This is a genomic window from Serratia sp. CY33525 (assembly GCF_052169115.1).
GTDB lineage: Bacteria > Pseudomonadota > Gammaproteobacteria > Enterobacterales > Enterobacteriaceae > Serratia > Serratia sarumanii.
Map to the genome: position 1 here is coordinate 147,442 of NZ_JBJNLK010000007.1, position 21,892 is coordinate 169,333.

Consider the following 21,892-nt stretch of genomic DNA (forward strand, 5'->3'; position numbering starts at 1 on the left):
CGTTGAAACGGGGCCGCGCCGTGCGCGCAGCCCGGGAAATTAACCGCCGACGGACTCGTTTTCCGCCTGCGGGTTACGGCTGATGAACATCGCATCGCCGTAGCTGAAAAAGCGATACTGCTCGGCCACCGCCTGCTGATAGGCGTTCATGGTATTTTTATAGCCGGCGAAGGCCGACACCAGCATGATCAGGGTCGATTCCGGCAGGTGGAAATTGGTCACCAGCGCGTCGATCACCTGATAGTGATAGCCCGGATAGATAAAGATGCTGGTGTCGCCGAAGAACGGCGCAATCAGCGCTTCTTTGCTGGCCGCCGCGGCGCTTTCCAGCGAGCGCACCGAGGTGGTGCCCACCGCTACGACGCGTTTGCCGCGCGCCTTGCAGGCCAGCACCGCATCGACCACCTCCTGCGGCACTTCGGCGTATTCGGCGTGCATCACGTGATCTTCGATGGTTTCCACGCGCACCGGCTGGAAGGTGCCGGCGCCGACGTGCAGCGTCACGAACGCCATTTCCACGCCCTTGGCGCGCAGCGCCGCCAGCAGCGGTTCGTCGAAGTGCAGGCCGGCGGTCGGCGCGGCAACCGCGCCGGGCTTCTCGCTGTAGACCGTCTGATACAGCTCGCGGTCGGCGTCTTCATCCGGGCGGGCGATATAAGGCGGCAGCGGCATGTGGCCGGCGGCGTTGAGGATAGTGAACACGTCGCGCTCGTCGTTGAAGCGCAGCTCGAACAGCGTCTCGTGGCGCGCCACCATGGTGGCGGCGATGCTCTCGTCATCCCCCAACAGCAGCTCGGCGCCCGGCTTCGGCGCTTTCGACGCGCGCACGTGCGCCAGCACGCGATGGTCGTCCAGCACGCGCTCCACCAGCACCTCAATCTTGCCGCCGCTGACCTTGCGGCCGAACATGCGCGCCGGGATCACGCGGGTATTGTTGAACACCAGCAGGTCGCCGGCTTCCAGCTTATCCAGCAGATCGGTGAATACGCCGTGCGTCAGCGCCCCGCTCGGCCCGTCCAGCTGCAGCAGGCGGCATGCGCTGCGTTCGGCCTGGGGATAGTGGGCAATCAGGGATTCGGGAAGTTCAAACGAAAAATCAGCGACGCGCATGGGTATTCACTTCTTCAATTTAGGGCTGGTTGGTAAAAAACAGGCGGCCTAGTCTAAAGCCGGGGGCGGTCAGCGGCAAGAAATAAGGAGGATTTGCCTGACTTCGGGTATAGTTGAGGGATGAATTTTCTCGCTCATCTTCACCTGGCCATGCTGGCGGACAGCTCGCTGCTGGGCAACCTGCTGGCCGATTTCGTGCGCGGCAACCCCGCCGCCGACTACCAGCCTGAGGTGGTGGCCGGCATCATGATGCACCGCCGCGTCGACGTGCTGACCGACAGCCTGCCGCAGGTCAAAGCCAGCCGCGACTATTTCAGCGCCCCCTACCGCCGCGTGGCGCCGATCACCCTCGACGTGGTGTGGGACCATTTTCTGGCGCGCCACTGGCAGCAGCTCGAGCCTTCGCGCGACCTGCACCAGTTTACCCAGGAAGCCCGCAGCCAGATCGAACCTTTTCTGCCGCTCACGCCGCCGCGCTTTCAGAACCTGAACGGCTACCTGTGGCAGGAACGCTGGCTGGAGCGCTACGCCGAATTGCCGTTCATCGCCCGGGTGCTGCAGGGCATGGCCAGCCGCCGCCCGCGCCTCGAGGCGCTGGCCGGTTCGTTCGCCGACGTCGAGCAACATTATCATCAGCTTGAAACACAGTTCTGGCAGTTTTACCCGCAAATGATGCGGCAGGCGAAGGACAAAGCGCTCTGAGGTCAAGCTCAAGCCCTTGAAATTGCAACGCCTTGCAAGAATTTACGTTTTGCCGCTTGCCCTTTTGTGGGAAAAGGTTATTTTTAAAGCTCGCTAAATTATATCAACGACTTTGATAGGTGAAAGCTATCTCATCGATTGGTCTTTTACCCTTTATTCACCAAGTCGCGGCCCCTATACTGGCCCTTGTTTTTACATCCACCCTTTAACACCTATTACAGGAGTAATTATGGTCCTGGTAACTCGTCAAGCCCCTGACTTCACTGCAGCTGCCGTACTGGGTAGCGGCGAAATCGTTGAAAACTTCAACCTGAAGAAGCACCTGAACGGCAAACCGGCCGTCCTGTTCTTCTGGCCAATGGACTTCACCTTCGTATGCCCTTCCGAGCTGATCGCTTTCGATCACCGCTATGAAGAGTTCCAGAAGCGTGGCGTTGAAGTGGTTGGCGTTTCCTTCGACTCAGAGTTCGTTCACAACGCATGGCGTAAAACCCCTGTCGACAAAGGCGGCATCGGTGAAGTGAAATACGCAATGGTTGCTGACATCAAGCGTGAAATTCAGAAAGCTTACGGCATCGAACACCCGGAAGCCGGCGTTGCGCTGCGCGGCTCCTTCCTGATCGACAAAGACGGCATCGTGCGTGCTCAGGTTGTTAACGACCTGCCAATCGGCCGTAACATCGACGAAATGATCCGTACCGTTGATGCGCTGCAATTCCACGAAGAGCACGGTGAAGTGTGCCCGGCTCAGTGGGAAAAAGGCAAAGCAGGTATGGGCGCTTCCCCAGACGGCGTTGCAAAATACCTGTCTGAAAACGCTGCCAAGCTGTAATTTCAGCCTGATAGTGAATCAACCGGCCCACGCGGCCGGTTTTTTTATGCCCCTTTATGGGGCAGACCGCCCACCTTCAGTGCTTTATTTCCCTGTTTCCGCTCACATTTCCCACCCTGCTCGCCGCGCGTGCGCCCATCTGCGGCTACTATCAATAACGCTGGCTCGCGCTTTGCAAGCGAACAGCGGCAAGCAAACACAACACAATAAAAAACTGACAGGGTAGGAATAACTATGTTTTTACAGAAATGGAGCAAACCCCTGACCATGGCGGCGCTGCTGGTCAGCGGCAGCCTGTATGCGGCATCCAACCCCGCGGTGGAAGCCAAAAACGGCATGGTGGTCACCTCGCAGCACCTGGCCTCGCAGGTCGGCGTGGATATCCTGAAGATGGGCGGCAACGCCATCGACGCCGCCGTGGCGGTGGGCTATGCGCAGGCGGTGGTTAACCCCTGCTGCGGCAACATCGGCGGAGGCGGCTTTATGACCGTTCACCTGGCGGACGGCACCGACACCTTCATCAACTTCCGTGAAACCGCGCCGGCGGCGGCCAGCGCCAACATGTATCTGGATGCCGACGGCAAGGTGAAGAAAGACGCCAGCCTGTACGGCTATCTGGCGGCGGGCGTGCCGGGCACCGTGCTGGGGATGGAAACCGCGCGTGAGAAGTACGGCAAGCTGAGCCGTGAACAGGTGCTGGCGCCGGCGATCAGGCTGGCGCGCGAAGGCTTTGTGCTGACCCGCGCCGATACCGATATCCTCGACACCACCGTCGCGCGCTTCAAACAGGATCCCGAGTCGGCCAAAATCTTCCTGCGCCCGGACGGCAGCCCGCTGCAGCCGGGGGACAAACTGGTGCAAACCGATCTGGCCAATACGCTGGAAGCCATCGCCAAAGGGGGAACCGACGCCTTCTATAAAGGCAAGATCCCGCAGGCGGTGGAGGCGGCGGCCAAACAGGGCGGCGGTATCTTGACCGCCGCCGACTTCGCCAATTACAAGGTCACCGAAACGCCGCCGATTACCTGCAGCTATCGCGGCTACAAGTTCGTGTCGGCGCCGCCTCCCAGCTCCGGCGGCGTGACGCTGTGCGAAATCCTCAACGTGGTGGAAGGCTACGACCTGAAAAGCATGGGCTTCAACTCGGCGGCGGCCATTCACACCATGACCGAAGCGATGCGCCATGCCTACATGGACCGCAACACCTACCTCGGCGACCCGGAATTCATCAAGAACCCGATCGACCGGCTGGTGAGCAAGAGCTACGCCGAGCAGATCCGCAAGAAAATCGTCGCGGACAAGGCCACGCCGTCGGAAAACGTGCAGCCCGGCATGGAACCGCATGAAAAACCGGAAACCACCCACTATTCGATCGTCGATCACGACGGCAACGCGGTCTCCACCACCTATACCGTCAACGGCCGCTTCGGCGCCGTGGTGATCGCACCGGGCACCGGCTTCTTCCTCAACGACGAGATGGACGACTTTACGGTCAAAGTGGGCGAGAAAAACCTGTACGGGCTGGTGCAGGGCACCGCCAACAGCATTGCCCCCGGTAAGCGCCCACTATCGTCGATGAGCCCGACGCTGGTGACCAAGGACAACAAGATCTTTATGGTGCTGGGCTCGCCGGGCGGTTCGCGCATCATCACCATCACCCTGCAGACCGCGTTGAACGTGATCGACCACGGCATGGCGCCGCAGGAAGCGGTGGACGCACCGCGCATCCATCACCAATGGTTGCCGGATGAGGTGTACTACGAACAGCGCGGCGTTTCCGCCGATACGCTGAAGCTGCTGAGCGGCATGGGCTATAAGATGGTCGAGCAAACGCCGTGGGGCGCCGCCGAACTGATTCTGGTCGGCTTGCCGGGCGCGGCGGGCGTCAGCCCGGCCAACTCCGGCAACGACTCGGCGGTTTCCGGCAAGGTGCGCGAAGGCTATCTGTACGGCGCCAACGACGTGCGTCGCCCGGCAGGTTCTGCGGTCGGTTACTGATGTAAACGCCTACTCACCTTTATCGTGGGGGCCCTTCGGCCCCCGCAGTGTCTTTAGCCTTCACAGCGCCACACGGTGGCCGTCTCTTCCGCCAGCTGCAGGCGCAGCCCGCCTGCCGTTTCGCTCAACTCTCCCCGCCCTTCCACACGCCGCCACGGGCCGCGCGCCAACAGCGGGTTGTAAGGCAGCTGCGCCTGGCCGCTGCCGTCGCGCTGCAGCGCCACCAACACCTGCTCCTGCTGATACAGGCGCACGAACACCAGCGTTTCCCCGCTGGCGTACAGCACCTGACAACCGCCGCGGCGCAATGCCACGCTCTGTTTACGCAGCGCCGCCATGCGCTGGAACAGCGCCAGCAACGGCCGGTCCCAGTCGCCGACGTCCCACGGGAACGGCTTGCGGCAGAACGGATCGTTGCCGCCGTCCAGACCAATCTCATCGCCGTAATAGAGGCAAGGCACGCCTATCCAGCTCAGCAACCACACCGCCGCCATCTGCATGCGCGCCGCGTTCCCCTGCAACAGCGTGAGAAAACGCGCGGTATCGTGGCTGTCCAGTTGGTTGAACTGGATCAGCTGGCGGCCGTGCGGCAACCCGGCGCGGTAGCCGTCCATCCACTGCGCGCACCCGGCGGCGTCCAGCCGCACCGGGTGATAGGCTACGTCCAGCCCCGCCAAGAACGCCCGCACCGGCAGCGCGAAGCCCATGTAGTTCATCGCCGCATCCTCCACGCCGGCGTGCAGCCAGCGGCGCGCGTCGCCGAAGTGCTCGCCCAATACGTAGGCCTGCGGATTCTCCTGCTTCACCGCCTGATAGATGCCAGCCAGGTGGTGCAGGTTGCCGGTGGCGCCGCCGTTCTCCCCCAGCATGTGCACCACGTCCAGCCGCCAACCGTCGATGCTGTACGGCGGGCGCAGCCAGTGGCGCACCACGCTGCCTTCCCCGCGATAGATCGCTTCCGCCACCTGCGGCTCGGCGAAGTTGAGCTTCGGCAGGCTGGCGTTGCCCTTCCAGTCGAGCGCGCGGCCGTCCGGGTAAAAGTTGAACCAGCCGCGATACGGCGAATCGGGGTGGTGACAGGCGCCGTTTTCGCCCTGACGATGGCGGTCGAACCACGGATGTGAGTCGCCGGTGTGGTTGAATACCCCGTCCAGCACCAGTTTCATGCCCACCTTGTGAGTGCTCACTCGCAAACGCTGCAGCGCCGCGTTGCCGCCGAAGTGCGGATCGACCTGGTAATAGTCCTCGGTATCGTACTTATGCACGCTCGGTGCGGTAAAAATCGGGTTCAGGTACAGCGCCGTCACCCCCAGCTGCTGCAAATACGGCAGTTTGGCGCCGATGCCGTCCAGATCGCCGCCGTAAAAGGTCGAGGCGGCGTGGCGATCCTCCAGCGGGTGCTGCCAGTCGCGCCGAATCACCTCGGCGCCGGCCGCGTGATGGCGGTAGCTGCCGCTCTGGATGCCGTGCTCGCCGCCGCTGCTGGCGAAGCGATCGGGGAAAATCTGATAGAACAGCTGATCCGCCACCCACTCGGGGCCGTTGTCAGGTTCGTCGACGGCGAACTGCGCCAGCTGCCCCGGCGGCGTTGGCGACCAGCCCTGCGGCCCGAACCACTGCTGGCGATCGGCCCACAGCAGCTTGAAGCAGTAACGCCGCGTCGGCTCGCCCTCATTCAGCGTCAGGCTGGCCTGGTAGCGCCGCATCCCCTCGTGGCGCTGCGCTTTCATCGCCAGCAGCCACTCTTCGTTGTCCGGTTCGGCGCGCAAAAACACCCGTTCCGGCAGTTCATCCCCCTGTAACCACAGCGTGATATCCAAACGTTGCCCTTGCTTCACCACAAAAGGCGGGACCGGTTGATGCCAGGCGTTAAGCATACTGTTCTCCTGCTGTACCAAACGAAATCGACGGCGTTCTTCAAGAAGCGAACAATGCCACGTTAAGTGCAACTCCCCCTCCTCTCTGGCCGCAAAACCCGGGGATGAGCCGGGGGGCGGAGACCGAAAAATAACGCTAACCCGATGTAAAAAAAGGTAAACAGGTACAAATCCTGCACGTTACCCCTTAGGCTAACGCGTTTTAAGTTTACAGGATATTTTTTGCGCATTTTTTAAGGAGCGGGAATGCAACAACAGATAACGCGCTGGCTGGAACAGTTTGGTTTGGAATTCGGCGGAGTGATGTCGCTGTTGATGGTATTGGGGTTGATTGTCCTGATCTCGGTCGCGATCCACCTGGTGCTGCACCGGGTGGTGCTGGCCGCCCTTCAGCGCCGCGGCCAGCAATCGCAGCGCGTCTGGCAACAGGCCATCACCCAATACAAACTGTTCCAGCGCGTGGCGCTGCTGCTGCAAGGGGTGATCATCAGCATCCAGGCGACGCTGTGGTTACAGAGCGGCAGCCAGACCCAGGCGGTGATCGTCACCGCCGCACAGGTGTGGATCCTCGCCTTCACCCTGCTGTCGCTGTTCTCGCTGCTGGATACGCTGCTGGCGCTGCTGCGCCAAAGCCCGATCTCCAATCAGCTGCCGCTGCGCGGCATTTTCCAGGGCCTGAAACTGGTGGCGGCGATCCTGATTGGCATCATGATCGTTTCGCTGCTGATGGGCAAATCGCCGCTGCTGCTGCTCAGCGGCCTGGGCGCCATGACCGCGGTCCTGATGTTGGTGTTCAAGGATCCGATCCTCGGCCTGGTGGCCGGCATCCAGCTCTCCGCCAACGATATGCTGAAGATCGGCGACTGGCTGGAAATGCCGAAATACGGCGCCGACGGCGCGGTCACCGACATCGGCCTGACCACGGTCAAAGTGCGTAACTGGGACAACACCGTCACCACCATTCCCACCTACGCGCTGATCTCCGACTCGTTCAAAAACTGGCGGTCGATGTCGGAATCCGGCGGGCGCCGCATCAAGCGCAGCCTGAATATCGACACCGGCAGCGTGCACTTCCTGTCGGAAGAGGAACAGCGCCGCCTGCAGCGCAACCCGCTGCTGCACAGCTACCTGAACGATAAAACCCAGGAGCTGAGCCGGCACAATCAGGAGATTGCCATCGATCTGGCCTCGCCGCTCAACGGCCGCCGCCTGACCAACCTCGGCACGCTGCGCGCCTATCTGGAAGCCTACCTGCGCGCTCACCCGCGCATTCACCAGAACATGACGCTGATGGTGCGCCAGCTGGCGCCGACGCCGGAAGGCCTGCCGCTTGAAATCTACGCCTTCACCAACACCACGGTCTGGGCGGAGTATGAAAGCATTCAGGCGGATATTTTCGATCATATTCTGGCGGTGATCGACGAGTTCGGCCTGCGCGTGCATCAAACGCCAACCGGCAATGACCTGCGCGGCATGCTGCTACAAAACGCCAACGCTTCCTGACGTCGGCTGACGTAACTGTGTCTGCTGGTAATGATGTTCTTTCAATTGCCAGCAGATATCTCCATCCCCTTCTTTTCCCCGGTGAAAACGGCGTTAATGCGCCATCACCTTCACCACCGAGAGGGAAAGCCCTTGCTGAAACGCTTACGTCACCGGCTGTTTACCCTGATGGCCACCCTGCTGTTTATCGGCTGCCTGCACAGCGCTTCGCTGGACGAAAGCCGCATGCCCCGCAACCTGCAACCTTCGCTGAGCGCCCTGAGCAGCAATATGCAAGACATTCGCGAGGTGCTGGCGCGCTGCGCCGGCGAGGAAGAGGAGGAACGCCTTAACGGCGGCGACATGCGTATCGAAGCGCGCGTCGCCGGGGAGGATGAAGCGGAAGACAAACGCCCGGCATAATAGGTTAAAAAACGCCCCATCTTGTTGCGCCATACGCAACACCTGGCTATGATGCGTATAGCGCAACACTCATGGAGCCGTCAGGATGATAAGAAGCTTCAAGCATAAGGGACTCAAAAAGTTTTTCGAAACCGGTTCAACGGCGGGTATCGACGCCAAGCAGGCGAAGAAAATCGCGCTGCGGCTGAGCGTGCTGGATCTGGCGAAAGTGATTGATGACGTAGATCTGCCCGGCTTCTTCTTGCACCCGCTAACGGGCGCTCGCAGCGGGCAATGGTCCGTCACCGTAACCGGCAACTGGCGTATCACGTTTGAACTGGTCGAGGGTGATGTTTATATCGTGAATTATGAGGACTATCACTAATGAACCGCATGCATAATCCCCCTCATCCTGGCGAGTTGATCAAAGAAACCATGGAAACGCTGAATCTCAGCGCGCGTGCGCTGGCTAAAGCGCTGGACGTCGCGCCCTCCACGGTTCAACGCCTGATCAGCGGAAAGTCCGATATCTCGCCGGAAATGGCCATCCGCCTGTCCATCGTGATAGGCAGTTCCGAACAGGTTTGGATGGGCATGCAGGATGCTTACGATCTGTGGCAGGCCAGGCAGTGCATCGACGTTTCCAAACTGCGCAAGCTGGACTTCGCTTGACGCCTGCTCCTAAAAAAAACACCGGCCTTAGCCGGTGTTTTTCCATTCAGTCTTGCTGCGTCGCCAGCGGCGCGCGTTTTTTCTGATGGTTGACCTTGAACCAGTATCCCGCCAGCAGCAATACCACCCAGACCAGGCCGGCGTACAGCGAGACGCGCGTGGTCGGGAAGTAGCCGATCAGGCCGATGATGAACACCAGGAACACGATCGCCACCACCGAGGTGAACACCCCACCGCGCAGCGGGAACGCCAGCTGCTTCACCTGCTCTTTGCTCAGGCTGCGGCGGAAGGCGATTTGGGAGAACAGGATCATGATCCACACCCACACGGTGGCGAAGGTCGCCAGGGACGCGATCACCAGGAACACGCTCTCCGGCATGATGTAGTTGAGGTATACCGCCAGCAGCAGCGCCAGCATCATCACCACCACCGTCACCCAGGGAATGCCGCGCTTCGACACCTTGCTGAACATCTTCGGCGCATGGCCCTGCTCGGCCATGCCGTGCAGCATGCGGCCGACGCCGAACACGTCGCTGTTGATCGCCGACAGCGAAGCGGTAATCACCACGAAGTTGAGGATACCTGCCGCCACGGTGATGCCCATATGCTGGAAGGTCAGCACGAACGGGCTGCCGTTGGTGCCCACCTGGTTCCACGGGTAGATAGACATGATGACGAACAGCGTGCCGACGTAGAACACCAGAATGCGCCACGGCACCGAGTTGATGGCCTTCGGAATCGATTTTTTCGGATCTTTGGCTTCGCCGGCGGTGATGCCGATGATTTCAATGCCGCCGTAAGCGAACATCACCAGCTGCAGCGACAGGATCATGCCGATAAAACCGTTGCTGAAGAAGCCGCCGTTCGACCACAGGTTATGAATGCCGGTCGGTTGCCCGCCGTTGCCGATGCCCCAGATGATGATGCCGATGCCGGCCACGATCATGATGATGATGGTGGCGACTTTGAAGAACGAGAACCAGAATTCCAGCTCGCCGAACACCTTGACGCTCATCAGGTTGATGGCGCCGATGATCAGCACCACGCTCAGCACCCAGATCCAGTGCGGCACTTCCGGGAACCAGACCCCCATATAGATGCCGAAGGCGGTCACGTCGGCGATGGCGACGATCAGGATTTCAAAGCAGTAGGTCCAGCCGGTGATGTAACCCGCCATCGGGCCGAGGTAGTCCTGCGCATAGCGGGAAAACGAGCTGGCCTGCGGGTTGTTGACCGACATCTCCCCCAGGGCGCGCATGATGATAAAGGCCACGATGCCGCCGATCAGGTAAGCCAGCAGCACGCTCGGGCCGGCCATTTTGATGGCGTCCGCCGAGCCGTAGAACAACCCGGTGCCGATGGCCGATCCCAGTGCCATAAAGCGGATATGACGCGTACTGAGGCCGCGTTTCAGCTTATTGTCGGGGGCAGTGGTGGGTGACTGTTGTTGCATGAAAATGACCCATAGTTTTAAACGTAAAAAAGCCACGGACATGTCCGTGGCCCTGGATTAAGCCGGGGGATTATCAGTGCGCGGTCACTTGGGAACGCGTGCACACCCGATCATAAATCGCGACCAGCACCAGCATCAGCAGCGAAGGCGGCAACCATGCCAACCCCTGCTCCGCCAGCGGCAGGTGAGTGGTCCAGGCCGGCAGCAGCTGCTGGAAACTGGAGGCTTTCACCGCGTCAAGGATACCAAACAACAGGCTGACAAGCATCACCGGCGCGATGATGCGCGGGGCACTGTGCCACCAACGCAGGGTGAAGCTCAGCACCACCAGCACGATGCACGGCGGGTAAATCGCGGTCAGCACCGGAATGGAGATCTGGATCAGGTGGCTCAGGCCGAGGTTGGACACCACCATCGAGAACAGGCCCAGGATAAACACCAGCGTCTTGTACGAGAACGGCAGGTATTGCGCGAAGAACTCGGCGCAGGCGCAGGTCAGGCCTACCGCGGTCACCATACAGGCGATGAAGATCAGCGCCGCCAGGAAGAAGCTGCCCAGGCCGCCGAAGGTGTTCTGAACGTAAGCGTGCAGGATCACCGCGCCGTTGGTGGCGTCCGGCACCAGCGCGCCGCTGCCGGAGCCCAGCTTGAACAGGCTCAGGTAAACCAGCGTCAGGCCCACGCCGGCGATCAAACCGGCCAAGATGGTGTAGCGGGTCAACAGACCGGCGTCTTTCACGCCGCGCGAGCGCGCCGCGTTGACGATAACGATGCCGAATACCAGCGCGCCCAGCGTATCCATGGTCAGGTAGCCGTTAACGAAGCCGGAAGAGAAAGGCACGCTCTGGTAAGCCGCCGTCGCCGGAATCGGCGCGCCGGCAGGCCACAGCAGCGCGGCGATGCCCAGTACGCCTAACGCCACAATCTTCAGCGGCGCCAGCACATGGCCGACGGTGTCGAGCAGGCGGCCCGGATACAGGGAGATGCCGATCACCAGCGCGAAGTACACCAGGCTGTAGATGAACAGCGGCATGGCGCCGTCGCCGGTCAGCGGGGCGATGCCCACTTCAAAGGACACGGTGGCGGTGCGCGGCGTGGCGAACAGCGGGCCGACGGCCAGGTAGCAGACGGTCGCCAGCAGCAGGCCGGCGCCGCGGCCGATCGGCGAACTGAGGGCATCGATGCCGCCGCCGACGCGCGCCAGCGCGATGACGGTGATGACCGGCAGACCGACGGCGGTGATCAGGAAGCCCAGCGCCGCGATCCAGACGTGTTCACCGGACTGCAAGCCGACCATCGGCGGGAAGATGATGTTCCCAGCCCCAACGAATAAGGCAAAGGTCATGAAGCCCAGTGCCAGGATATCTTTTGACGTTAAACGATGACTCATACGATGTCGTGTTGCCTGTTCAAATGAAAAAAATTGTCCGATAGCGTGGTGGCGTGACGCCCCACCGGTTGCCGGCATGCCCGATCGTCGCAGCGCCAAATAAGCATCCTAAACGCAGTCGATCCGGCGTTTATGTCCCTATTCGAAAGTGGCCGCTCATGAAGATGGGCAAAATTTTAGGAGTTATAAAAATGGAGGTTTAATCCGACAACGAGGGCTAAGGTAAACGTTTATAGCGCTTCAAGGCAAGACGCACGGCGAAAAGCAGAGCTATCGACCATATAAACTTTAGCCACCAGTCGATCATATTGGCTATCAATAAATATACACTACATGATTTGTATCATTTTTGAACAATGGATTCACGAAACGTGAAACATATACCGCTTTACCGCGCGAAAACGCCAATAAATGCCCGGTTTTCGCGTGGTATAAGCTCCGTTTGGCCGTTAAAAAAGGCGAAAATTACGCCGCTTTTTGTCGCTTATTGCACCGTGGCCGCCGCGAGCGGCTGCAGCCCGAGCGCCTGGCGGGTCCTCTGCAGGGCGCCCGGCGGCAGCGGCAGATAGCCGTCGTGATTGACCAGGCTCTGCCCTGCGTTCGACAGCACGCGATCGAGGAACGCAGCGGTCAGCGGCTCCAGCGGTTGATTGGGGGCTTTGTTGATGTAGATATAGAGATAGCGCGACAGCGGGTAGCGATCGTTGCGCACGTTGGCGGCGGTAGGCGCGACATAGTCCTCTCCCGATTCCGCCAACGGCAGCAGCCGCACGCCGCTGGCGCGAAAACCGATGCTGGCGTAGCCGATGCCGTTGAGCGAACCGGCCACCGCCTGCACCACCGAGGCCGAACCGGGCAGCTCATTGACGCGCGGCATAAAATCGCCGCCGCACAGCGCGCGCAGTTTGAAATAGCCGTAGGTGCCGGACGCCGAGTTGCGGCCGAAGCGCTGCAGCGAGCGCGTCGCCCAGTCGCCGCTCAGCCCCAGCTCGCCCCAACGCGTCAGCGGCTTGCTTTCACCGCAGCGCCGGGTGGCGGAGAAAATGCGATCGAGCTGCTGCAGATTGAGGCCGCGCAGCGGGTTGTCCTGATGCACCAACACCACCAGCGCGTCCACCGCCACCGGCACCGCCAGCGGCGCATAGCCGTAACGGTGTTCGAACGCCGAAACCTCGGCCGCCTTCATCGGCCGGCTCATCGGGCCCAGCTGCGCAGCGCCCGCCGCCAACGCGGTCGGCGCGGTCGACGAGCCGGCGGCCTGGATCTGCAGGTTAACGTTGGGATAATGCCGGCTGAAATCCTGCGCCCACAGCGCCATCAGATTCGCCAAAGTATCGGAACCGACGCTGGACAGGTTGCCCGCCAGCATGCCGTCGGGCTGCGCCAGCGCGCCGCGTCCGGCCAGCAGCGCCAGGCAAAGCAACAGCCCTCGGGTTATTCGGGTCATACCGGTGTCTCGCGTTAATTTTTCACCGCATTCTCTGATAAAGCGGCGGGAACAATCAACCGGTTGGGTAAGGTAAAGATAAAGCGGGTGCCGATCCCCGGCTCGCTGAGGATCTCCAGCCGCGCGTCGTGATGGCTGAGCGCATGCTTGACGATCGCCAGCCCCAGCCCGCTGCCGCCGGTCTGGCGCGAACGGGCCTTGTCGACGCGGTAAAAACGCTCGGTCAGGCGCGGCAGGTGTTCGGCGGCGATGCCCGGCCCGTTGTCGCTGACCTGGAACTGCGCGCCCTGCGCCGTCTGCTGCCAGCTCACTTCGATATGGGTGCCCTTCGGCGTGTGGTTGACCGCGTTGTACACCAGGTTAGACACCGCGCTGCGCAACTGGTCTTCATTGCCGAACACGTTGAGCTGTTCGTTCACCCGGAAAGTGATCTCGTGATTGCCGCCGCTCAGCGATTGCGCCTCGCGCTGCAACACCCGCAGCATCAGCGGGATATCCACCCGCTCGTTCATGTCGACATTGGGCGCCGCCTCGATGCGCGACAGCGTCAGCAACTGCTTGACCAGCCCGTCCATCCGGCGGGTCTGCTCCTGCATGGTGCCGAGCGCCTTGCTGCGCAGCGAACCGTCCTGCTCTTCGTCGCCCATCATCTCCAGATAGCCCTGCAGCACCGTCAGCGGCGTGCGCAGCTCATGGCTGACGTTGGCGAAGAAGTTGCGCCGCGCCCCCTCCAGCTGGCGCATCTGGGTGACGTCGCGCGCCACCATCAGCAACTGCCCTTCGGAGTAGGGCATCACGCGGAATTCGACGTAGTGTTCGTTGTTCAGCTGCAGCGTCAGCGGGCGCGAGAACTCCTGCTGTTGCAGGTAATGGCTGAATTCCGGATAACGCAGCAGGTTGAGGATGTGCTGGCCGTTGTCTTCCGGCCAGCGGAAGCCGAGCAGATGCTGCGCCAGCCCGTTGCACCAGAAGATGTTGCCTTCAACGGTGGTCATCACCACCGCGTCAGGCAGCGATTCGGCCCCGCTGCGAAAGCGCTTGATCAACAACGCCAGCTCACGCCGGCGGCGGCGATTGCGCTGTTGCATCTGATACAGGCCATAGAACAACGGCTCCCAACTCCAGCGGCCGGGCGGCGGCGTCATGCTGCGGTCGATCCACAGCCAATGAGAGAGTTTGAGCTGGTTGTAGAAATTCCACACCAGCGCGGCCAGCGCGGAGGCCAGCAGGAACCAGGGCAGATAACCGAAAATCAGCCCCAGCAGTAAGGCGGGCAAACAGAAAAGAGCCAGCTCCAGAGCCAGCCTCTTCCACGACAGACGTTCTAACACGGCATATTCTCCAGCGCAGCGCGATCAGTAGCGCGTTGAGAACCGGTAGCCGGTGCCCCGAACGGTTTGAACCATTTTATCATGCCCACTGGTTTCTAACGCCTTGCGGAGCCGACGGATATGCACGTCAACGGTACGGTCTTCCACATAAACGTTAGTGCCCCAGACGTGATTAAGCAACTGCTCACGGCTATAAACCCGCTCCGGGTGGGTCATAAAGAAGTGCAGCAGCTTGAACTCGGTCGGCCCCATGTCCAGCGCCTGATCGTTCGCCATCACGCGGTGGGAGGACGGATCCAGGCTCAGCCCTTGCATTTCAATCACTTCTTCCACCGCCATCGGTGAAATGCGGCGCATGACCGCTTTGATGCGCGCCACCAGCTCCTTGGGCGAGAACGGCTTGGTGATGTAATCATCCGCCCCCACTTCCAGGCCGCGCACCCGGTCTTCCTCTTCGCCGCGCGCGGTCAGCATCATCACCGGAATATCGCGGGTCAGCGCTTCGCGCTTCATATGTTTGATAAACTGAATGCCGGAACCGCCGGGCAACATCCAGTCGAGCAACACCAAATCAGGGAACGGCTCAGACAGGCGCGTCACGGCGCTGTCATAATCCTCGGCTTCCAACGGTTGGTAACCATTCTGTTCCAACACAAAGCACACCATCTCACGGATCGGCGCTTCGTCTTCCACCACCAGTATGCGTCTTGCCATCGTCAATCCTGCCAATGTGTTAGCGACTTTGCGGGCGCCATTATGCGTCAGTTTTGTGACACTTTTATGAAAAAAAGCGGCTGTTATAGGCAGTAAGCATAGCGATTATTTCCCGGCGCAAAGAAAAATCATCCGGTTGTCATCATCATTGCGCCGGGACAGCCGCCGCCGCGGCCTTTATAATCATCGCCATTACCTTTGCATCCGGGAGTGTCATGCGCCTGATCCACACCTCTGACTGGCACCTTGGCCAGTACTTTTTCACCAAAAGCCGCGCCGCCGAGCACCAGGCTTTTCTGAACTGGCTGATCGAGCAGATCGAGCAGCAGCAGGTGGATGCGCTGATCGTCGCCGGGGATCTGTTCGATACCGGCTCGCCGCCCAGCTACGCCCGCGAGCTGTACAACCGCTTCGTGGTGGATCTGCAGCGCACCGGCTGTCAGTTGGTGGTGCTGGGCGGCAACCACGACTCGGTGGCGACGCTGAACGAATCGCGGGAACTGCTCTCCTGCCTGAACACCACGGTGATCGCGAGCGCGCAGGGCTCCCTTGAGCAGCAGATCGTGGTGCTGAACCGGCGCGACGGCCAGCCGGGCGCGGTGCTGTGCGCCATTCCTTTTCTGCGGCCGCGCGATCTGCTCACCAGCCGCGCCGGCGAATCCGGCGCGCAAAAACAGCAGGCGCTGCAGGAAGCCATCGCCGAACATTACCAGGCGCTGTATCAGGCGGCCTGCGAACGCCGCGATCGGCTGGGCCTGCCGCTGCCGATCGTCGCCACCGGCCACCTGACCACCGTCGGCGTCACCACCTCCGACTCGGTGCGCGACATCTATATCGGCACCCTCGACGCCTTCCCGGCGCAGGCCTTCCCGCCCGCCGACTATATCGCGCTGGGCCACATTCACCGCGCGCAGAACGTCGCCAAATCAGAGCATATTCGCTATAGCGGCTCACCGATTCCGCTCAGCTTCGATGAACTGGGCAAAGCCAAAAGCGTCTTCCTGGTCGATTTCGCCGACGGCGCCCTGCAGCAGGTAGAAGCGTTAGCGATCCCGCAGTTCCAGCCCATGCAGCTGATCAAAGGCGATCTGGCCGAGATCGAACGGCAGCTGCAGCAATTTGCCGACTATGCCGGCGAGCTGCCGGTGTGGCTGGATATCGAAGTGGCGACGCAGGACTACCTCAGCGATATCCAGCGCCGCATCCGGCTGCTGGCGGATGAGCTGCCGGTGGAAGTGGTGCTGCTGCGGCGCAGCAAAGAGCAGCGCCGCCAGGCGATCGCACAGCAGGATAAGGAAACGCTCAACGAACTGAGCGTCAACGAGGTGTTCGAACGGCGCCTGGCGCAGGAGGCCGACATGCCAGAAGCGCGCCAACGGCGGATGCATCAACTGTTCCGCCAGGTGGTCGAGGCGGTGCAGCACAATCCTGAGGAGACCCAACCATGAAGATCCTCAGCCTGCGGTTAAAAAACCTCAACTCGCTGCAGGGCGAGTGGAAAATTGACTTCACCGCCGAGCCGTTCGCCAGCAACGGCCTGTTCGCCATTACCGGCCCGACCGGCGCGGGCAAAACCACCCTGCTGGACGCCATCTGCCTGGCGCTGTACCACCAGACGCCGCGTCTCAACGTCACGCCGAGCCAGAATGAACTGATGACCCGCCACACCGCCGAATCGCTGGCGGAGGTCGAATTCGAGGTCAAGGGCGTCGGCTATCGCGCCTTCTGGAGCCAGCGCCGCGCCAAAAACGCGCCGGACGGCAATCTGCAGGCACCGAAGGTGGAACTGGCGCGCCGCGAGGACGGCAAGATCCTGGCGGACAAGGTGCGCGACAAGCTGGAGATCACCGCCGCCATCACCGGGCTGGACTTCGGCCGCTTCACCAAATCGATGATGCTGTCTCAGGGGCAGTTCGCCGCGTTCCTCAACGCCGACGCCAACGATCGCGCCGAACTGTTGGAAGAGCTGACCGGCACCGAAATCTACGGGCGGCTGTCCGAACAGGTGTTCGAATCGCACAAGCAGGCCAAAACCGACCTGGATGGGTTGCACCAGCGCGCCAGCGGCATCGAGCTGCTGAACGATGAACAGCGCCACTCCCTGACTGAACAGCTGACGGCGCTGAGCGCGCAGGAAAGCGCCCTCGGTAAGCAAACTCAGCAACAGCAACAGGCGCTGAGCTGGCTGCAGCAATGGCAACGCCTCCAGCAACAGCAAAACGAGGGTCAACGGCGGCTGGAAACCGCCCAGCGCGAGCAGACGGAGGCCGCCCCGCAGCTGCAGCGGCTGGCGCTCAGCGAACCGGCCGAGAAATTGCGGCCGCTGCGCGGTGAACGCGATCGCTGCCGCGCCGAGCTGCAGACGATACAACAGCAGGCAGCCCAGCTGACGCAGCAACAGGAACAGCACTCGGCGCAGCTGGCGCCGCTGCAGCAGGCGGTGGAAAAGGCCCGTCTGGCGCAGCAAGCCCATGCCGAGCATATGCGGCAGCAGCAACAGCTGATCGATGACCAGGTCGCCCCGCTCGACCATCAGATCGCCCAACTGCAGTCGACGCAGGCCGAGCGGCGACAGGCCGGCGATGCCGCCGCGCAGCAGTGTGCCAAACAGAAAACCACGCTGGAGCAGCTCACCGCCGAGCGCAGCCAGCTGACGGCGCAGGCCGCACAGCATCAGCAGCAGTTGAACGCGCTGACCGAAGCGCTGGCCGTTCAGCAGCAACAGCAGCAGGCGCTGGCGGCGCAAACGCCGCTGGCCCCGCTGCGCCAGCGCCTGAGCGCCCTGGCGGATCTGCGCCCGACGCGCCAGCAGTTATTTACGCTCGCCTCTTTATCGCAACAAGTTGTTAAACGGCTGGAACAGCAGCGGCAAGAGCTAAACATCGGTCAAAATGAACTGACCCAGTTGGAGCCACAGTTAGAGCTCATCCGTCAGCAATTTAAGCAGCAGAAAGCCCACCAGGCCGATGTTGAAAAAACCTATGCGCTGGAACAACGGATCGTGGGTCTGGAAGCCGAGCGCGCCCGTTTGCAACCCGGCGCCCCCTGCCCGCTGTGCGGCTCATGCGATCACCCGGCGGTAGAACAATACCAAGAGGTAAAACTGTCAGAAACTGCGCAACGTCTGGAGCAAATGAAAGTCCAGACCGAAGCATTGCAAAAACAAGGCGTCGAGCTGCGAGCCCGTTACGACAACCTGCAACAGCAATTGCAACGCCAACAGCAGGCTATCGCGCAGGATGAGCAGCAGCTGGCTGCCCAACAGCAGCAGTGGCAGCAGCTCAGCGCGCCGCTGGCATTCGACTTTACGTTGGCCGAGGGCGAGCGGCTCAGCGCCTGGCTGAGCGGCTGCGACGATGAAGAGCGGCGCGGGCAACACGCGCTGCAGCAGCATGAACAGGCGGCGCAGGCGGTACAGCAGGCAAAAGACGCGCTCGCCGCTCTGCAAACGCAGCAGCAGCAGGCGCAGCAACGGCAGGCGCTGCTTGAAGAGCGCTTTACGCTGCTGCAGAAAACCCATGCCGACAGCCTGCAACAGCAGCAAGACCTGCAACAACGCTGGCAAGAAGGCGAGAAGACCCTCGCCGAACGGCGCGCGCAGCGGCTGGCGCTGTTCGGCGAACAGCAGGTCGCCGAGGTGCGCGAACAGCTGCGCGCCAAACAAACCGCCTGTGAGGAGGCCAGCTTGCAGGCCGCCGAGCAGTGGCAAAAAGCGCAGGAACTGCGCGAGCGCCTGGCCGGCCAGCAGGCCGGATTGCAACAACAGCACACCCAAATGCAGGAACGGCTGCAGCAGGCGCAGCAGCTGTGGCAGCAGGCGCTGGCCGACAGCGAATTCGCCGATGAAACCGCCTTCGCCGCTGCGCTGCTGGACGACGCCCTGCGCCGCGAATTGCAGCAGCGCAAAGAGCAACTGCAACAGCGGCAGGTGGAGGCCGCCGCCCTGCTGACGCAGGCGACGCAAACGCTGGAGCAGCATCGGCAAAGCCGCCCGGAAGGGGTGGATGAAGCCAACGCGGATCTCGACGCACTCACCCAATCGCTGGCCGAGCTGGCACAGCAGTTGAAAACGTTGCAGCTGCGCCAGGGCGAACTGCGCAACCAGCTGGAAAGCGATGCCGCCCGCCGTCTCAATCAACAGGCGTTGTTCGAGCAAATCGCCCGCAGCCAGCAAGACTACGACGACTGGAGCTACCTCAACCAGCTGATCGGCTCGAAAGAAGGCGACAAGTTCCGCCGCTTCGCTCAGGGGCTGACGCTCGATCATCTGGTTTATCTGGCCAACCTTCAGCTCGGCCGGCTGCACGGGCGCTACCTGCTGCAGCGCAAAACCAGCGACGCGCTGGAGCTGCAGGTGGTGGACACCTGGCAGGCCGACGCGCTGCGCGATACCCGCACCCTGTCCGGCGGCGAGAGCTTCCTGGTCAGCCTGGCGCTGGCACTGGCGTTGTCCGATCTGGTCAGCCACAAAACCAGCATCGATTCGCTGTTCCTCGACGAAGGCTTCGGCACGCTGGACGCCGAAACCCTCGATACCGCGCTGGACGCGCTGGACAGCCTGAACGCCTCCGGCAAAACCATTGGCGTGATCAGCCACGTCGAGGCGATGAAAGAGCGTATTCCGGTGCAGATCAAGGTGAAAAAGGTCAACGGACTCGGCGTCAGCCGGCTGGAGGCGCACTTCAGGCTGGAATGATCCCGCCGTGCGCGGCGCAGAAGTGTGACCGCGGCGGCACTCCGCGGTGAAAAGCGTTGAGCCGCGGCGAGCACGGGTTATTATGCAGGCATAACAGGATTGTTACTGTATCCCCTCCGCCGCTCAGGCCGCAGGACAGAAACATAAAATACAGGCAAAACCTGACGCCCGGGATCGCTTCCGGGCGTCAGGTTTTTTCGTTTTCAGGATGCTGAAACACCGGGAAAGACCATGAAAATCGCTAAAATACTCAATAATAACGTGGTGATTACGCTGGACGACCGTCAGGAAGAGACGGTGGTAATGGGAAAAGGAATTGGCTTTAAAAAGAAGCCCGGCGACACGCTGGACGAAAGCCTGATCGAAAAGGTGTTCACCCATAACGGCGGCGAAATCGCCGAGCGTTATAAAGAGCTGCTCTCCGAGATCCCGCTGGCCTGCGTCACCACCGCCGACCGGATTATTACCCTCGCCCGCGAACGGCTGCCGGGCAAGTTGCATAACATCGTCTACATCACGCTGACCGATCACATCCATTTCGCTCTGCAGCGCCATGCGGAAGGGTTGGATATCAAAAATGCCTTGCTGTGGGAGATTAAAAAGCTCTATCCGGCCGAGTTCTCCGTCGGCCTGGAGGCGCTGGCCCTGATCGCCGAGCGGCTGAATACCGCGTTGCCGGAAGACGAGGCCGGATTTATCGCCCTGCATCTGGTCAACGCCCAGCTTAACGACGAGATGCACAACACGCTGCACATCACCCGCGTGATGCAAGAGATCCTCAACCTGGTCAAATACCACTTCCGCTTTGATTACAACGAGGAAGCCCTGAGCTACCACCGTTTCGTCACCCATTTGAAATTCTTTGCCCAGCGCCTGCTGGGGAAAAACTACGTCGACAGCGACGACGACTCGCTGTATCAGGTGGTGAAAGAGAAATACCGTGAGTCATTCGCCTGCGCCGGCAAGATCAACCGCCACATCGAAAAGCACTATCAGCACCAGCTCACCACGGAAGAGATGATGTTCCTGACCATTCATATCGAACGGGTGCGCAGCGAAAGCGAGGAAAAACCGGCTTAACGGCGGGCGTCCGCCACCCGCACGCCGTACTGCGGAAACACCGCGTCGGCGGAGATCAGCGTCAGCCCCTCGGCCTGCGCCTGTGCGATCAGCATGCGATCGAAAGGATCCTGATGATAGGGCGGTAGTTGCCCGGCCTGTTGGCAATGAAAGGCGTCCATCGGCAGCGCCAGAAAATCTTCGGCCTCGATGATCGCAAAGATGTCTTCCGGCAGCGCCAGCTTGCCCAGCGCCTGCTTGATCGAGATCTCCCAAATGCTGGCCGCGCTGACGTACACCGCATTGCCCGGATCGGCGATCTGCCTTTTGGCGTTCGCGCCCAGGCAGGCGTCATCAATCAGCCACCACAGCAACGCGTGGGTATCCAGCAGCAGGCGCTTCATGCATCGCCCTCAAACAGCGCCGCAATGGCCGCATCCCCCGCGTTGAAATCCGCCGGCACGGTAAACTTGCCCTTGGCGGCGCCGGGCCGGCGCGCTTCGCCCTGGATGGCGACCAGCTGTACGTACGGCTTCCCTGCTTTTGCAATAATCACGGTTTCTCCCTCCGCGGCTCTGTCCGCCAGCTGGCTCAGATTGGATTTGGCTTCGTGCATATTGGCCTGAATCGGCATACGCGTCCTCCTTAGCTAAGTTAGCTAAAGCATAAAGCGCCGTCCAGTTTTTGTACAGGGAAGGGTTTAAAGCGCGAGCAGCCTCGCGCTTTG

General features: G+C 61.3%; 19 protein-coding genes. 10 read left to right on the plus strand and 9 right to left on the minus strand.

Annotation, left to right across the window (positions count from 1 at the left end; all coding sequences use genetic code 11):
* Window positions 1-39: 39 nt before the first annotated feature.
* Complete coding sequence (queA, locus tag ACJ8IM_RS17740) at window positions 40-1,110, minus strand: tRNA preQ1(34) S-adenosylmethionine ribosyltransferase-isomerase QueA (RefSeq protein WP_004940394.1); 1,071 nt, start codon at window positions 1,108-1,110, stop codon at window positions 40-42.
* A 120-nt stretch (window positions 1,111-1,230) separates the two neighbouring features.
* Here queA and ACJ8IM_RS17745 point away from each other — a divergent pair, with 120 nt between their 5' ends.
* From ACJ8IM_RS17745 to ggt, 3 genes are all read left to right on the plus strand, one after another.
* Complete coding sequence (locus ACJ8IM_RS17745) at window positions 1,231-1,812, plus strand: ACP phosphodiesterase (RefSeq protein WP_033647323.1); 582 nt, start codon at window positions 1,231-1,233, stop codon at window positions 1,810-1,812.
* 229 nt (window positions 1,813-2,041) lie between these two features.
* On the plus strand, window positions 2,042-2,644 hold the full coding sequence (locus ACJ8IM_RS17750; RefSeq protein ID WP_019454212.1) for a peroxiredoxin C: 603 nt from the start codon (window positions 2,042-2,044) through the stop codon (window positions 2,642-2,644).
* A gap of 234 nt (window positions 2,645-2,878) precedes the next feature.
* A complete protein-coding gene (gene ggt / locus ACJ8IM_RS17755; protein WP_033637292.1) occupies window positions 2,879-4,642 on the plus strand; it encodes a gamma-glutamyltransferase in 1,764 nt (587 codons plus the stop codon).
* A gap of 53 nt (window positions 4,643-4,695) precedes the next feature.
* Here the strand turns inward: ggt and malZ are convergent, their stop codons facing one another.
* A complete protein-coding gene (gene malZ, locus ACJ8IM_RS17760; RefSeq protein WP_033653277.1) occupies window positions 4,696-6,519 on the minus strand; it encodes a maltodextrin glucosidase in 1,824 nt (607 codons plus the stop codon).
* Window positions 6,520-6,765: 246 nt separating this feature from the next.
* Here malZ and ACJ8IM_RS17765 point away from each other — a divergent pair, with 246 nt between their 5' ends.
* The 4 genes from ACJ8IM_RS17765 to ACJ8IM_RS17780 all read left to right on the plus strand — a co-directional run bounded on the left by ACJ8IM_RS17765 (window position 6,766) and on the right by ACJ8IM_RS17780 (window position 9,075).
* On the plus strand, window positions 6,766-8,022 hold the full coding sequence (locus ACJ8IM_RS17765; RefSeq protein WP_033637290.1) for a mechanosensitive ion channel family protein: 1,257 nt from the start codon (window positions 6,766-6,768) through the stop codon (window positions 8,020-8,022).
* A gap of 132 nt (window positions 8,023-8,154) precedes the next feature.
* Window positions 8,155-8,424, plus strand: coding sequence for a hypothetical protein (locus ACJ8IM_RS17770; protein WP_033653279.1), 270 nt, complete (start codon window positions 8,155-8,157; stop codon window positions 8,422-8,424).
* Window positions 8,425-8,509: 85 nt separating this feature from the next.
* The gene (locus ACJ8IM_RS17775; protein ID WP_019454217.1) at window positions 8,510-8,788 is read left to right on the plus strand and encodes a type II toxin-antitoxin system RelE/ParE family toxin; all 279 of its coding nucleotides are present in this window, start codon (window positions 8,510-8,512) and stop codon (window positions 8,786-8,788) included.
* Entirely contained in the window at window positions 8,788-9,075 is a 288-nt protein-coding gene (locus ACJ8IM_RS17780; protein WP_033653280.1) for a HigA family addiction module antitoxin, read from the plus strand. Before ACJ8IM_RS17775 ends, ACJ8IM_RS17780 begins: the two co-directional genes overlap by 1 nt.
* A gap of 46 nt (window positions 9,076-9,121) precedes the next feature.
* Here the strand turns inward: ACJ8IM_RS17780 and proY are convergent, their stop codons facing one another.
* The 5 genes from proY to phoB all read right to left on the minus strand — a co-directional run bounded on the left by proY (window position 9,122) and on the right by phoB (window position 15,410).
* Entirely contained in the window at window positions 9,122-10,528 is a 1,407-nt protein-coding gene (gene proY, locus ACJ8IM_RS17785; protein ID WP_033653281.1) for a proline-specific permease ProY, read from the minus strand.
* Window positions 10,529-10,601: 73 nt separating this feature from the next.
* Window positions 10,602-11,918: a branched-chain amino acid transport system II carrier protein gene (brnQ, locus tag ACJ8IM_RS17790; protein WP_033653282.1), complete on the minus strand. Its 1,317-nt coding sequence runs from the start codon at window positions 11,916-11,918 to the stop codon at window positions 10,602-10,604.
* A gap of 484 nt (window positions 11,919-12,402) precedes the next feature.
* Entirely contained in the window at window positions 12,403-13,365 is a 963-nt protein-coding gene (locus ACJ8IM_RS17795) for a PstS family phosphate ABC transporter substrate-binding protein (RefSeq protein WP_033647326.1), read from the minus strand.
* 14 nt (window positions 13,366-13,379) lie between these two features.
* A complete protein-coding gene (gene phoR / locus ACJ8IM_RS17800) occupies window positions 13,380-14,696 on the minus strand; it encodes a phosphate regulon sensor histidine kinase PhoR (protein WP_033653283.1) in 1,317 nt (438 codons plus the stop codon).
* Window positions 14,697-14,720: 24 nt separating this feature from the next.
* Complete coding sequence (gene phoB / locus ACJ8IM_RS17805) at window positions 14,721-15,410, minus strand: phosphate response regulator transcription factor PhoB (protein ID WP_004940438.1); 690 nt, start codon at window positions 15,408-15,410, stop codon at window positions 14,721-14,723.
* 215 nt (window positions 15,411-15,625) lie between these two features.
* Here phoB and sbcD point away from each other — a divergent pair, with 215 nt between their 5' ends.
* From sbcD to licT, 3 genes are all read left to right on the plus strand, one after another.
* Complete coding sequence (gene sbcD, locus ACJ8IM_RS17810) at window positions 15,626-16,858, plus strand: exonuclease subunit SbcD (protein WP_033653284.1); 1,233 nt, start codon at window positions 15,626-15,628, stop codon at window positions 16,856-16,858.
* Complete coding sequence (gene sbcC / locus ACJ8IM_RS17815; RefSeq protein ID WP_033653285.1) at window positions 16,855-20,106, plus strand: exonuclease subunit SbcC; 3,252 nt, start codon at window positions 16,855-16,857, stop codon at window positions 20,104-20,106. Before sbcD ends, sbcC begins: the two co-directional genes overlap by 4 nt.
* Before the next feature lie 231 nt (window positions 20,107-20,337).
* The gene (licT, locus tag ACJ8IM_RS17820) at window positions 20,338-21,186 is read left to right on the plus strand and encodes a BglG family transcription antiterminator LicT (RefSeq protein WP_033653286.1); all 849 of its coding nucleotides are present in this window, start codon (window positions 20,338-20,340) and stop codon (window positions 21,184-21,186) included.
* On the opposite strand, the gene ACJ8IM_RS17825 is transcribed toward licT, so the two are convergent.
* Together ACJ8IM_RS17825 and ACJ8IM_RS17830 are read right to left on the minus strand one after the other, a co-directional pair.
* On the minus strand, window positions 21,183-21,569 hold the full coding sequence (locus ACJ8IM_RS17825) for a type II toxin-antitoxin system VapC family toxin (protein WP_033637281.1): 387 nt from the start codon (window positions 21,567-21,569) through the stop codon (window positions 21,183-21,185). The two genes, licT and ACJ8IM_RS17825, sit on opposite strands and share 4 nt — an antisense overlap.
* Window positions 21,566-21,799 (minus strand): type II toxin-antitoxin system Phd/YefM family antitoxin, encoded by a 234-nt coding sequence (locus ACJ8IM_RS17830; RefSeq protein WP_033637280.1) that lies wholly within the window; start codon window positions 21,797-21,799, stop codon window positions 21,566-21,568. The genes ACJ8IM_RS17825 and ACJ8IM_RS17830 overlap by 4 nt, the downstream gene beginning before the upstream one ends.
* Window positions 21,800-21,892: the final 93 nt, after the last annotated feature.

Coding starts and splice junctions, on each gene's coding strand:
- queA (WP_004940394.1), bottom strand. CDS start 1,110: ATGCGCGTCGCTGATTTTTCGTTTGAACTTCCCGAATCCCTGATTGCC.
- ACJ8IM_RS17745 (WP_033647323.1), top strand. CDS start 1,231: ATGAATTTTCTCGCTCATCTTCACCTGGCCATGCTGGCGGACAGCTCG.
- ACJ8IM_RS17750 (WP_019454212.1), top strand. CDS start 2,042: ATGGTCCTGGTAACTCGTCAAGCCCCTGACTTCACTGCAGCTGCCGTA.
- ggt (WP_033637292.1), top strand. CDS start 2,879: ATGTTTTTACAGAAATGGAGCAAACCCCTGACCATGGCGGCGCTGCTG.
- malZ (WP_033653277.1), bottom strand. CDS start 6,519: ATGCTTAACGCCTGGCATCAACCGGTCCCGCCTTTTGTGGTGAAGCAA.
- ACJ8IM_RS17765 (WP_033637290.1), top strand. CDS start 6,766: ATGCAACAACAGATAACGCGCTGGCTGGAACAGTTTGGTTTGGAATTC.
- ACJ8IM_RS17775 (WP_019454217.1), top strand. CDS start 8,510: ATGATAAGAAGCTTCAAGCATAAGGGACTCAAAAAGTTTTTCGAAACC.
- ACJ8IM_RS17780 (WP_033653280.1), top strand. CDS start 8,788: ATGAACCGCATGCATAATCCCCCTCATCCTGGCGAGTTGATCAAAGAA.
- proY (WP_033653281.1), bottom strand. CDS start 10,528: ATGCAACAACAGTCACCCACCACTGCCCCCGACAATAAGCTGAAACGC.
- brnQ (WP_033653282.1), bottom strand. CDS start 11,918: ATGAGTCATCGTTTAACGTCAAAAGATATCCTGGCACTGGGCTTCATG.
- ACJ8IM_RS17795 (WP_033647326.1), bottom strand. CDS start 13,365: ATGACCCGAATAACCCGAGGGCTGTTGCTTTGCCTGGCGCTGCTGGCC.
- phoB (WP_004940438.1), bottom strand. CDS start 15,410: ATGGCAAGACGCATACTGGTGGTGGAAGACGAAGCGCCGATCCGTGAG.
- sbcD (WP_033653284.1), top strand. CDS start 15,626: ATGCGCCTGATCCACACCTCTGACTGGCACCTTGGCCAGTACTTTTTC.
- sbcC (WP_033653285.1), top strand. CDS start 16,855: ATGAAGATCCTCAGCCTGCGGTTAAAAAACCTCAACTCGCTGCAGGGC.
- licT (WP_033653286.1), top strand. CDS start 20,338: ATGAAAATCGCTAAAATACTCAATAATAACGTGGTGATTACGCTGGAC.
- ACJ8IM_RS17825 (WP_033637281.1), bottom strand. CDS start 21,569: ATGAAGCGCCTGCTGCTGGATACCCACGCGTTGCTGTGGTGGCTGATT.
- ACJ8IM_RS17830 (WP_033637280.1), bottom strand. CDS start 21,799: ATGCCGATTCAGGCCAATATGCACGAAGCCAAATCCAATCTGAGCCAG.